Source organism: Virgibacillus sp. W0430 (assembly GCF_051846935.1).
Taxonomy (GTDB): domain Bacteria; phylum Bacillota; class Bacilli; order Bacillales; family Amphibacillaceae; genus JBPYCR01.
Window position 1 is genome coordinate 23,924 of record NZ_JBPYCS010000025.1, and the last position, 12,760, is coordinate 36,683.

Consider the following 12,760-nt stretch of genomic DNA (forward strand, 5'->3'; position numbering starts at 1 on the left):
GTGCTACAGATGACGAACTTTGGATTTTTAAAAGAAAAAGATCAATATAAATCATTTACGAGTGCTTGTCTTGAAGCCGAAAAAAGCTTACAAATTAGCCCTGCTACGACAGCAATCCTGTCTAGGAGGGCTTTAGAGCTTGCGGTAAAGTGGACGTATAGCTTTGATGAGGCTTTAAAACTTCCTTATGATGACAGATTATCAGCTTTAATACATGAACAAACGTTTAGAAATATTATTGATAGTAATCTTTTCCCTTTAATTCGTTATATAGTGAAGCTAGGGAATGTCGCTGTGCATACAAATTCTACTATTTCACGAGAAGAAGCGATTACATCTTTACGAAATTTGCATGAGTTTGTGAGCTGGATTGATTATTGTTATTCAGTCGACTACACTGCACAAGCATTTAACGAAGAAGTACTATTGGATGGTAGCGAAACGAGAAAGAGAAAAGAAGAATATCAAGATTTGTTTGAAAAACTAAGCGCTAAGGATCGTAAGCTAGAAGATATTATTGCTGAAAATGAGAAACTTAGAAAACAGGTGACAGAGACACGTATTCATAATCAAGAGAAAAAGGATTATGACTTCAAAGTAGATGAAATTTCTGAGTACGAAACTCGTCAGCGTTATATTGATGTTGATTTGAAATTAGCTGGTTGGACGTTTAACAAAGATGTCTCCATTGAGTATGAGGTAAAAGGCATGCCTAATTCCAAAGGTATTGGATATGTAGACTATGTATTGTTTGGTGACAATGGTAAGCCATTAGCGCTTATAGAAGCAAAGCGTACGTCAGTAGATGTAAATCAAGGAAAGCAACAAGCGAAACTCTATGCCGACTGTTTAGAAAGCATGCATCATCAGCGCCCAGTCATCTTTTTGTCAAATGGTTTTGAAGCAAGAATATGGGATGATATGGAATATCCAGACCGGAAAGTATCGGGAATATATTCAAAACCTGATTTAGTTAAATTAATTGAACGGAGACAACTTAGACACCCGTTACAAAACATCACGATTAAAGATGATATAACACACCGTGCATATCAAAAAGAGGCAATTATAAATGTCTGTGAAGCTTTTGATGCGAAACAACGTAATGCATTGCTTGTCATGGCAACAGGTTCGGGAAAAACAAGAGTATCTATTTCTATTGTTGATGTGCTCGTACGACATAATTGGGTGAAAAACGTCTTGTTCTTAGCGGATAGAACTGAGTTAGTAAGACAAGCAAAGAATGCATTTAATAACTTAATCCCTTTTTTAAGCTTATGTAATTTACTTGAAGACAAAGAGAGTCCAGAGTTATCGAGAGTCGTTTTCTCTACTTATCAAACGATGATGAACGCAATTGATGGGACAAAGCGAGAAGATGGGAAAACCTTATTTACACCTGGCCATTTTGATTTAATTATTATTGATGAGAGTCATAGAAGTATTTATAAGAAGTATCGTGCTATCTTTGAATACTTTGATAGCTTACTAGTCGGATTAACCGCAACCCCTAAAGACGAAATCGATTTTAATACGTATGAGATTTTCGGGCTTGAATCTGGGAATCCGACGTATGCGTATGAACTTGAACAAGCAATTGAAGAAGAATACTTAGTTGATTATCGTACGATCGAGTCTGTATCCAAGTTTATGGAAGATGGGATTCTATATGATGAATTATCAGAAGAAGAAAAACAAATGTATGAAGAAACCTTTGACGAAGAAGAAACATTCTCTGATTATATTAGTGGATCAGCCATAAATGAATGGTTATTTAACAATAACACGGTTGACCATGTTCTAAATGAACTGATGGAAAAAGGAATAAAGGTAGCTGGCGGAGACCGGATAGGAAAGACGATTATTTTCGCAAAAAATGCAAAGCATGCACGTCATATTGTAGATCGTTTCAACCATTTATACCCTCACTATGGCGGAGGATTTTGCCAACAAGTAGATTATAGTATTAAATATGCACATTCAATTATTGATGCCTTTAAAGTGGACGACTCTGAACCGCACATTGCTGTATCGGTCGATATGTTAGATACAGGAATTGATGTGCCGGAAGTAGTCAATTTAGTATTCTTCAAAAAAGTTAGGTCTAAAATTAAGTTCTGGCAAATGATTGGACGAGGTACAAGACTCAGAGAGGATTTATTTGGTCCTGGACAGGATAAAGAGTATTTCCTCATATTTGATTATGTCGGAAACTTTGAGTTTTTTAGAGAGAATCCAAAAGGAATTGAAGGCAATGTCGTTGTTAGCTTAACGGAAAGGGTATTTAATTTAAGGGTAGAAATTATTAAAGAGTTGCAGCAGTTAGATTATCAGGAGGAGCCATACATTAGTCATCGTAACAGATTAATTAAAGAATTATTAACAGAAATCCGTCGTTTAAATGAAGAAAACTTTCAAGTGAAAATGAAGATTAAATATGTTCATAAATTCCAAAACGAAGAGACTTGGGTAGCTTTAACGAGTAACGATGTACGGGAATTAAAAGAAGAGATAGCATCGTTAATAATTCCTGAAGAAGATGACGAAATGGCAAAACGCTTTGATAATGTGATGTACACAATAGAACTTGCTTATTTGACGATGCAAAAAGCAACAAAACCTATTAGAATTGTCGTAGACACGGCAGAAAAACTAAGTGAGATAGGTACAATTCCTAAAATCATTGAGAATAAAGATTTACTAATCCATGTTCAATCAACAGATTTTTGGGACGAAGCAGACATATTTGAATTAGAAGAAGTGCGTGAAGTAATGCGAGAACTCGTACAGTTTATCGAAAAGGAAACTCGAAAAACATATTATACTAACTTCCAAGACACGTTTGATGTGATTGTTGATGGAACGCCTATCTATGGATCAAATGATTTAAGAAATTATAAAAAGCGTGTGAACCAATATTTAAAGGAACATCACGATGAAATGGCAATTTATAAATTAAGGCACAACAAACAATTAACAAAAACGGATGTAGCATTTTTAGAAGATGTATTATGGAATGATTTAGGTTCTAAAGAAGATTATGAAAAGGAATTTGGAAATACACCGATTACAAGACTTGTAAGACAAATTGTTGGTTTAGATCGAGAGGCAGCCAATGCGGCATTTTCGGAGTTTCTATCTGAAGAAAGGTTAAATGCTACACAAATAAAGTTTGTCCGTCTGATTATTGATTATGTTGTTGCAAATGGGTATTTAGAAAAGGAAGTTTTACAACAAGATCCATTCAGAACATTAGGTAGTGTATCGGAGTTGTTTGAAGATAATATTCAGGATGTAAGAGAAATTTTGAGTATTATAGAGGATATAAATGAAAATGTAGATGTATTTGAAGGGGCTTAGGCGATGGGTTAATTGGTCAATTGCTAACGACGAGGTGAATGAGTAATGGAATGCATAGGCGATCTGGACGGGAAATTGTATAACTTGGAAATTTAAAAAAGTTTTAATTTTCCGAGCAAAACCTTATGATTACTAGCTTCATAACCAGACCTCTCGTTTGCGGCAAGTGACTGTCCCCCTCGATACATGTTATAATGTAACCGCATACACAAGGAGGGAAATTAAATGAGTGTAAAGCAAACAGTATATGTTAATAAATTTACAGATGGTATTCTTGATCCGAATAAGGAAATGGAATACGTTGTAAAAGATGGCGGGAACATTATAGCAAACACAACCCCTGGTTGCTGGGGGCCAATGATTACACCCGCTTTAAAGGGGGGGCATGAAGTAACAAGTCCGGTTTATGTTGAAGGGGCAGAAGTTGGGGACGCTATTGCTATCCAAATTAATTCGATTGAAGTGACCTCTATTGCTACTGCATCAGGATGTGATAAACCTGTTGATGGACGTTTCGTTGGAGACCCATTCGTAGCTGTAAAATGCCCAAACTGTAGTACGATGCATCCAGAGACAGTAATCGAAGGGGTCGGACAGCAGGCGATTCGATGTAAAATATGTAAAGAAGATATTAGCCCATTTATTTTCACTAATGCTTATACCATGGCATTTAATAATAAAAAATCGGTAGGTATTACACTAAATAAGGAAGCGGCTGTAAAAGTAGCGGAGAATGCAAAGGACTACATGAAGACCCCAGAGCTGTCTATTCAGAATCCGATCGTAACATTTGCACCTCATGATATTGTTGGGGCAATGGCAAGGCTTCGACCATTTCTGGGACAGTTGGGAACTACACCTGCACGTCCACTACCAGACTCGCATAATGCAGGAGACTTTGGACAATTTCTTATTAACGCCCCACATGATTATAGTGTAACAAAGGAAGAATTAGAAGATCGAACAGATGGTCACATGGATATTAACAGAGTACGACAAGGTGCAATCCTTATATGCCCAGTCAAAGTACCCGGTGGTGGTGTCTACTTAGGTGACATGCATGCTATGCAAGGTGATGGAGAAATCGCAGGGCATACAACAGATGTTTCAGGAATTGTAAATCTTAGAGTAAATGTAGTGAAAGGATTAAAATTAGAAGGACCTATTTTACTTCCAGTTGAAGAAGATTTACCGTACCTAGCGAAGCCTTTTAGTAAAGAAGAAAAGGAAGAGGCATTAAAGTTAAGTAAGCAATGGGGAGTAGAAAAATTAGAAGAATCCTATCCAATTTCGTTCATCGGAACAGGTGCAAACCTTAATGAAGCAACAACGAACGGAATGGAAAGAGCTGCAAACCTATTTGATATTACTGTTCCTGAGGTAATGAATCGTTCTACAATTACGGGCTCAATTGAAATTGGACGTCATCCAGGAGTTGTTACTGTTACTTTTTTAGCACCGAAGGAATACTTAGAGAAAAAGAGTTTACTTGATTTAGTTGAGGACTTTTACGCTTAATAAAATAGTACAATAATAATTAAATTCATCCTTTTTTTGGTACATCCCGATAAAATAAAAATAGCATTTAAATGAAAAGTGATTGTTGAAATCAATTTATAAACAAAGGAATTAGCCTGTGAAAGTATCAATGCTTTTGCAGGTTTTTTAATGCTCAATTTTAAATTGACTGAAAATTTTTGTGCATATAGAATGGAAGGTAAGTAGTTGGAGGGGGATATTAGATTGTTTTTAATTAATAGGGAGAGTAATGAAGCAATTTCACTAAGTAAGAAAACGTTTCAAGAATTGAACTTCAAAGAGCGACAACATTTACAAGAGTGGATTTGTAAAAATACAGATATATTAGGTGAACGGTTATTAATCATTCAGAAGGAATTTAGTGGTTTTGATGATACTCGCGAACGGCTTGATCTACTTGCGATTGATGAAGATGGTAACTTAGTAATTGTTGAAAACAAATTAGATGATAGTGGAAAAGATGTTGTTTGGCAATCGTTAAAGTATGCATCGTATTGTTCAGGACTTACTAAAAATGATATTCGGATGATTTTTCAAGAATATTTAGATTTGCAAAAAGATGGTGGAGTAGCGGAAAATATTCTTTGTGAATTTTTACAAGTTGATGATTTCAATGAAGTAGAATTGAATTACGATGATCAGAGAATTATTATGATTGCTGCAAACTTCAGAAAAGAGGTTACGTCTACTGCACTGTGGTTACTAGAACATAACATAAAAATTAAGTGTATTAAAGTTACACCGTACGAGTTGGAAGGACAAATTTTACTAGACACGGAACAAATTATTCCAATTACAGATGCAGAAGAATACTTAATTAAAGTGGCTAATAAGAAACAAGAAGAAGTTAAAATCAAAGAGCAAAATCAAGCAAGATATAATGTTCGGGTGGATTTCTGGACGCGGCTATTAGAAGAAATGAATAAGAAGTCCAACTTATTTTCAAATGTAAATCCAACAAAGGATAATTGGTTAGGTACAGGCAGTGGCTACAGTGGAATTGCCTATACCTTTACTGCTACTGGAAGTTATGCACGAGTTGAGTTGTGGATTAATCGTGGATCTCAAGATGAAAATAAAGCTATTTTTGATAAACTATTTGTCAATAGAGATAAAGTAGAAACAAAATTTGAGGCAGAACTTGATTGGCAAAGACTAGATGATGGAAAAGGAAGTCGAATCGCCTATTCATTATCAAACGTAAGTATTTTTAATGAAGATAATTGGACTGAAATGATTCACTTTTTGACGGATCACATGATCAAATTAGAAAAATCTATAAAAGAACCCCTTCAGAAAGTGATGAAAGGTTCATAACTTTGGAATACAGAACTAAAAAATTAGAAATGAGTAGATGAAATATGGCAATCACATATAAAAAATGTTTTACTTGTGGTTCGCTCGATGTAGCGAAAATAGTCTACGGCTCTCCGACAGTTGAAGCTTTTAAAGAACAAGAAGAAGGTAAAATAAAATTAGGCGGGTGCATGATTTCAGAAGAAAGCCCGCAGTATCATTGCAATGAGTGTGAAACAGAATGGACTGTGGATGAAGCAATTGATGCAGCTTATAATGAGATTGTTGGTTTACGGGCATCCGTTGGTGGATTCTTTGGTGGTTATTATGACGTGACGATTCATTTCCAAGCTAAACTGCTTGTATGGAAATATAGCTTAGAAAGTGAGCCAATTGAAAAAGAATTGTCAGAGGCGAGCATAAAACACTTTATTGATCGTTTAAAAAGGCTCGAATTACTAAATTGGAAAAGCAGATATGAAGACCCAAATGTGTTAGATGGTACACAATGGAAAGTGGAAATCATCCGTGAAAAACGTAATTTAAGAAGAAGTGGCAGTAATAAATTCCCCGATGAATGGAAAAGCTTTTGTGCATTGATTCAGGAGATTACTGGTCTTACATTTGAGTAGTGTCATTGATATGTTCCCGCAAATGTACGCAACGATAAAAAAGCCTTAGACACCAAACATAGAGGCTCACAACACGTGCAATGCGTTGCATTAATGTCAAGGGTGGCGTCTCATTAAAATAAACTCTATAATTTCCACAGTACATATCGTTTTTACCCAGTTTTCTTTTTTGAGAATGCTGGTTTTTTTACGTTCTCAACGTTTTCACAGTATCATAATACGTCGTAAGGTCATATACATAAGAATTTATCAATAGTACACCAAGAGCAATACAGTAAGCGACGTTTTTTTCAGTGTCTTCGGAAGTAAGCAGGAATGTCAGGTAATCTAATTTTCATATCCAAAGGATGCATAATACTGTGGTGAGGGACTGTGGCTAAGGAAGTGTACGATCTGTGAATTTTATTATAATCGAATGAAGAATATATATGGTAGATAGACTGTTTATTGCATTAAAACCCCTTGATGTTCAAAAAAATCACGTTTTTCGTATCAAAAATGCTATAATAATGCAATATTAGCTCGTTTTGTTCCGCAAACGGTCCATTTAGCGTAAATACTTTTTAAAAATGAGAGGAGAAATGAATTATGACTAATAACGAACGGTCACAAAAGGACCAGGATAAAATAGTAGAACAGCTGATTTCCGGTCTTGATGAGACGGGTACTGAAGATGATTTTAATGAAAATTTATATAATCAGCTTGATGTAGATCATCAAATGCAAGTAGATACGGCAATAAGAGAGTTTGCGGATCATGCTGTTGGGGACGAACATTGGGATTCAGATGAATAAAATTTTTGATGTTTTAGTAATAGTGATTTTGTGTTATTAAATAGTCTCTTAATACGAATTTAGAATGAACAGTATGAATCTATTATAGGAGCGTCTTAAAATGAAAAAGAAAATGAACTATTTATTCTTGCTATTCACGATCATCTTTATAGTTGGTTGTACTAATGTAGAAGATCTATCCAGTACTAATGGAGAACAAGATGCACAAGAAGTAACAACCGCTGTTGACGAATCTGTAAAAGAGGAAACGCCAACGGAAACAAATGATGATATTTTCGAAGACTACAAACGTATTGAAGTTGATGGGGGCGATTTGTCTGGATATCGTGAATCTAACGTCGTCGTTGACATTGGGTATGGGGACCGCGAATATTGGGCATTTACGAATGAACATGGTCAACTAGTACGTGTTATTGCTGACGAAATTATTTTACAGGACGACAATAACGAACCTGTAACATCGTCTGGCAGATACTATCACGATGAGGCGAAGGTACCAGGCGTTGAAAGTGCCGTTTTAGATGAAGGGCACGTCATTGCTGATTCCCTCGGTGGGGTATCAAATGCTTATAATATTACTCCACAGGATAGTACACTTAACCGCCATGGAGATCAAGCTTATATGGAAAAAGCAATTCGTGAAGCAGATGGGGCTACTAATTTTGAAGCAATAATCACATATCCAAATACAGAAACACAAATTCCTTCAAGCTATCAATTTACCTATACGTTAAAGGGCAACGTGATAGTTGATACATTTGACAATGTGAACCCAGATGAAGTGAACGCATCCCTCGGTTTAACAAATAGTGAGCCTTCCGATGCAACAACTTCAAACTCAAACGGTGATATTTCTAGTGTTGATACAAACGGTAATGGGAAGGTAACGATTAAAGAAGCAAAAGCAGCAGGTTTTAGTATGCCTATAACGCGTGATCATTGGTTATACCCATATATGCACGATGCTGATCAGGACGGCATGGTCGGGGAGTAAATTCGTAGAGCTTTGAAGTAAACGAAATAAATACATGAAAGAACAATAACTTTAGCTGAGGTGTATCGATTTACAAAGGGCTGTCTGATTTTCACCTGGTCGTTCTTAATCAGAAGGCTGGATTTTTATGTTTGTACCAATTGGTTTATGAAAATATAAAAGCACATCTGCATAGTTAAGATATAAAATAAAAGGTTTGCAAGACTTCAAGTATTTATCTACTGTTATTCGTGCCGAATTAAGACAGTGGAGGTTGAAAAGGTGAGAGGAAGGACTGTCTTCACCTGTAGGTAAGTGGAGCCCCAAGCATACTAAAAAGTAAAATAGAATCGTCATAATACAAGAGAAAAAAAGATTTTTTGGAGGCTGTTTTACTAGGAGAGATGTATAGTTTGAATTACTTTTATTCATTCAAAACATCCTCTCTCCAACGCTTAAGCAATCTTTCGCGATTTAATCCTGACCAATTATGATCATATGGAATTAAATTTAATTCTTTATTGATTAACGCTTCTGGTGGAGAAATAGCGTTATTATTTGTTAATAATTGATAGTTGCCTACATATTTACCAATTTCTTGCGCATCTTTCGTTAATACCCAATCGACAAAACGTTTAGCCGCTTCTAGGTTAGGAGCTCCTTTAATTATGCCAACAGCTCCAATTTCAAAGCCTGTTCCTTCTTTTGGAAAACTGATAGTTAAATTATGAAAACCTTCTTTATATAACTTGATGGCATCATGAGCAAAAATGATTGCGACACCAGCATCTCCCATACCGACATATCTTCCAGGGGTTCTACCGGATTTTGTATACGTGTTAACTTGTTTGTCTAATTCTGTTAAATAGGAGAAAGCCTCATCTTCTCCTTTTAGTTGGACTAATGTGCTCAATAAGGTATAAGCCATTCCAGAGCTTACAGGATCTGACATTGTAATCATTCCCCTATATTCAGGTAGAAGTAAATCGTTCCAGGAAGCTGGGGGAGAAAGTCCTTTTTCATGCAACCAGTTTTCGTTTGATACAAATGCAATAGAACCGACATAAATGCCGGTCCAATATCCTTGTGGATCTTTATAAATTTCATTAATATTATTAGCAGTTCGAGAAAAGTAAGAGCGTAACAATCCTTCTCTTTTAGCATGAACAAATGTATCAACCGGTCCGCCAAACCAAACGCTACTCGTTGGATTTTCTCGCTCGGTTCGTATTTTTGATAAAATTTCACCATTGGACAAACTAATATAATGTGTTTTAATTTTTGTTTCCCTTTCAAATGCCTCGATGACTTTTATCGCATGATCCTCACTTAAACCAACATATATCGTCAGTTCTTCATCTGTACTTGTTGCAAAAGGTCTTAAAAAAAAGATGATAATCGTAATCACTAACACAAAATATATACTCTTTTTTAAAACCTTCATAATAGATTCCCTGCTTTCATAAGTTAAATAAAATGTATGAGTTGATCAGAAAATTCTAATGAAACTTTTTCTCCTATTTTAAACGTTTCCGATTGAAACGGGTTAGTTTCACATACAGAAATTGTTTGATCATTTATTTTGATTTCATATTCTTGAGTTTGCCCCATAAAAACGCTTTTTTGAACAATACCGATACTTTCAGCACTTCTTTGTAATTTGATTGCTTCAGGTCGAATGACGACTTTAACAGTGTCATTTAATTGATGAGAACCTGTATTTTTACTTCGTATTATACCATTGATAGTTTGAATCTGATAGTGTTCTTCAGTGACATCAACAATCTGTCCGTCTAAGAAGTTCGCAGTACCAATAAAGTCGGCAACAAACGTCGTAGCTGGTTTTTGATATATTTCTTGAGGAGTTCCTTTTTGTTCAATACGTCCTTCATTCATAACGATAATTTGATCACTCATACTCATTGCTTCATTTTGGTCATGGGTAACATAAATCGCAGTTATTCCAATTTCCTTTTGTATTCTGCGAATTTCATCGCGCATAGTAATTCTTAATTTTGCATCTAAATTGGATAAAGGCTCATCAAATAACAATACACTTGGCTCCATTACTAGAGCTCTGGCTAATGCGACCCGTTGTTGCTGTCCTCCAGATAACATCGAAGGAACCCGGTGCTTAAGACTAGAAAGGTTCATAATATCTAATACATCATTTACCTTTTTTTTAATATCTGTTTTAGAAAGCTTTTTAATTTTTAACCCATATGAAATGTTATCCCATACATTTAAGTGTGGAAATAAAGCGTAGGACTGAAACACCATTGTACAATCCCTTTTATTTGGAGGAATATTGTTTACATTTTCTTCCCCAAAAATAATATCTCCAGAAGAAACAGTTTCAAAACCAGCAATCATACGTAAGGTAGTCGTTTTACCACAACCTGATGGTCCAAGAAGAGTAACAAATTTCCCTTGATCAATTGTTACATTTACATTAGTTACTGCATTAAACACATTATCTTTCTCCCCAAAAATTTTAGATACGTCTTTTAGGGTAACCGATTTAGCATTCATCATTATTCCCCCGATTTAAGTTGATTTAAAGTAAAGACTTTTCGTCAATTTCTTCTCCACCTAGTATTTTTACAATGAAATTCAAAATTATTAAAGAGGCAATCATTATTAAAATTAGTAGTGTACAATACGCACTAGCAACTCCAATGCGACCAACCTCAACTTGGCTAAGAATGGAAGCAGTAATTAAATTGTACTTTGCCGATATTAAAAAGATTACCGCGCTCATCGCAGTCATGCTTTTAACAAAGCTATAAACTAATCCACTGAAAAATGCTGATTTTATTAAAGGTAGCACTATGCTTAAGAATGTTTTAATATCAGATGCTCCAAGATTTGTTGACGCTTCTTCGATTGATGGGTCAATTTGTTGTAACGCCGTAATTCCCGATCGTATACCTACTGGAATAGCTCGAATAATAAATGCAGCTATTATAATCGTTGCAGTTCCAGTTAAAGCAAGTGGAGCCTTATTAAAAGATAAAATATAGGAAATTCCTATAACGGTACCTGGGACTGCAATGGACAGCATACTAACAAATTCGAGTACTTTTTTACCTCGGAAATTTTTACGAACGATTAAAAATGCTATAATCATTCCTAATAATCCTGCAATAGGTGTAGCTATTAGTGAAAGTTGGAGCGTGTCGCTTATCGCTTTTTTTCCTATTGAAAACACATATGTATAATGTTCAAAAGTTAATGAATTATTGATTCCCCACAACTTAATAAAGGAACCAATTGGAACTAATAAATAAAAGGCCATGACGATACACGACATAACTAGACAAAAAATAAACAATATTCTTCTAGTTGAGCCAGTATTGATCATCTTTCTGCCTTGTGTAGGTTTACCCGATACTGTAACGTAGCTTTTTTTACCAACCCAAAACTTTTGCAGGGCATACACTACTAAAGTTAATGTCAGTAAGAGCACTGCTAATGCTGCACCAGACTGCATATTGTAACTTCCTACGACTTGTAAATATATCTCTCTAGCTACTGTTGTATAGTTTCCTCCAATTGTCATAGGGTTTCCAAAGTCAGCTAACGATTGAACGAAAACTAATAAAAAAGCGTTTGCAATTCCAGGGATTGTTAAAGGTAACGTAACCTTTAAAAATGTCGCTAGACTTCCAGCACCCATATTGTAGCTCGCTTCTTCTAATGAAGGGCTTATCGATTGCAATAATCCTGCTAGAACAAGAAAGGCAATTGGAAAAAAGGTAAGTGTTTGTACAATAATTAACCCAGGGAGTCCGTAAATATTTGCATGTTCTAACCCTAGAACACCTTTTGTAATAAACCCTTGACTACCAAATAATAAAATAGCGGATAAAGCGATAACAAACGGTGGAGAAATAATTGGTAGTATAGCAATCCCATTAAATAATTTTTTAAATGGTACATTGAAGTAAGCAAATGTATATGCAAAAATATACGCTATAATCGTAGATAATATAGATACAATTATGGCTAATACCAATGAGTTTTTTAATGCTGTAAATAAGATTCCTCCAGTGAAAAAGCTCGTGTATGCATTAAAGTTAAATTCACCTGTGTTCGTAAAAAAACTAGATTTAATTATTTGGAATATTGGGTAGACAATAAACACAAAAAATGATGACATTAC

General features: G+C 35.3%; 9 protein-coding genes. 6 read left to right on the top strand and 3 right to left on the bottom strand.

Annotation, left to right across the window (positions count from 1 at the left end; translation table 11 throughout):
• Positions 1-9 precede the first annotated feature (9 nt).
• The 6 genes from ACLIBH_RS11650 (at position 10) to ACLIBH_RS11675 (ending at position 8,616) form a co-directional block, all read left to right on the top strand.
• Positions 10-3,360 carry a DEAD/DEAH box helicase family protein gene (locus ACLIBH_RS11650; protein WP_439316877.1) on the top strand — a complete coding sequence of 1,117 codons (3,351 nt, stop codon included), beginning with the start codon at positions 10-12 and terminating at the stop codon, positions 3,358-3,360.
• A gap of 225 nt (positions 3,361-3,585) precedes the next feature.
• Entirely contained in the window at positions 3,586-4,878 is a 1,293-nt protein-coding gene (locus ACLIBH_RS11655; protein WP_439316878.1) for an acetamidase/formamidase family protein, read from the top strand.
• Between the two features lie 225 nt (positions 4,879-5,103).
• The gene (locus ACLIBH_RS11660; RefSeq protein ID WP_439316879.1) at positions 5,104-6,216 is read left to right on the top strand and encodes a DUF4268 domain-containing protein; all 1,113 of its coding nucleotides are present in this window, start codon (positions 5,104-5,106) and stop codon (positions 6,214-6,216) included.
• Positions 6,217-6,260: 44 nt separating this feature from the next.
• On the top strand, positions 6,261-6,827 hold the full coding sequence (locus ACLIBH_RS11665) for a hypothetical protein (RefSeq protein ID WP_439316880.1): 567 nt from the start codon (positions 6,261-6,263) through the stop codon (positions 6,825-6,827).
• Between the two features lie 588 nt (positions 6,828-7,415).
• The gene (locus ACLIBH_RS11670; protein ID WP_439316881.1) at positions 7,416-7,622 is read left to right on the top strand and encodes a hypothetical protein; all 207 of its coding nucleotides are present in this window, start codon (positions 7,416-7,418) and stop codon (positions 7,620-7,622) included.
• A 100-nt stretch (positions 7,623-7,722) separates the two neighbouring features.
• Complete coding sequence (locus ACLIBH_RS11675) at positions 7,723-8,616, top strand: DNA/RNA non-specific endonuclease (RefSeq protein WP_439316882.1); 894 nt, start codon at positions 7,723-7,725, stop codon at positions 8,614-8,616.
• 403 nt (positions 8,617-9,019) lie between these two features.
• Here the strand turns inward: ACLIBH_RS11675 and ACLIBH_RS11680 are convergent, their stop codons facing one another.
• The 3 genes from ACLIBH_RS11680 to ACLIBH_RS11690 form a co-directional block, all read right to left on the bottom strand.
• Complete coding sequence (locus ACLIBH_RS11680; protein WP_439316883.1) at positions 9,020-10,039, bottom strand: ABC transporter substrate-binding protein; 1,020 nt, start codon at positions 10,037-10,039, stop codon at positions 9,020-9,022.
• A 23-nt stretch (positions 10,040-10,062) separates the two neighbouring features.
• The gene (locus ACLIBH_RS11685; protein WP_439316884.1) at positions 10,063-11,130 is read right to left on the bottom strand and encodes an ABC transporter ATP-binding protein; all 1,068 of its coding nucleotides are present in this window, start codon (positions 11,128-11,130) and stop codon (positions 10,063-10,065) included.
• 22 nt (positions 11,131-11,152) lie between these two features.
• A partial coding sequence (locus ACLIBH_RS11690) for an ABC transporter permease (protein WP_439316885.1) occupies positions 11,153-12,760 on the bottom strand: 1,608 nt, incomplete at its 5' end.

Bases quoted from the DNA above. Each gene is read 5' to 3' on its own strand.
- ACLIBH_RS11655 (WP_439316878.1), top strand. From the start codon at position 3,586: ATGAGTGTAAAGCAAACAGTATATGTTAATAAATTTACAGATGGTATT.
- ACLIBH_RS11670 (WP_439316881.1), top strand. From the start codon at position 7,416: ATGACTAATAACGAACGGTCACAAAAGGACCAGGATAAAATAGTAGAA.
- ACLIBH_RS11665 (WP_439316880.1), top strand. From the start codon at position 6,261: ATGGCAATCACATATAAAAAATGTTTTACTTGTGGTTCGCTCGATGTA.
- ACLIBH_RS11685 (WP_439316884.1), bottom strand. From the start codon at position 11,130: ATGATGAATGCTAAATCGGTTACCCTAAAAGACGTATCTAAAATTTTT.
- ACLIBH_RS11675 (WP_439316882.1), top strand. From the start codon at position 7,723: ATGAAAAAGAAAATGAACTATTTATTCTTGCTATTCACGATCATCTTT.
- ACLIBH_RS11650 (WP_439316877.1), top strand. From the start codon at position 10: ATGACGAACTTTGGATTTTTAAAAGAAAAAGATCAATATAAATCATTT.
- ACLIBH_RS11680 (WP_439316883.1), bottom strand. From the start codon at position 10,039: ATGAAGGTTTTAAAAAAGAGTATATATTTTGTGTTAGTGATTACGATT.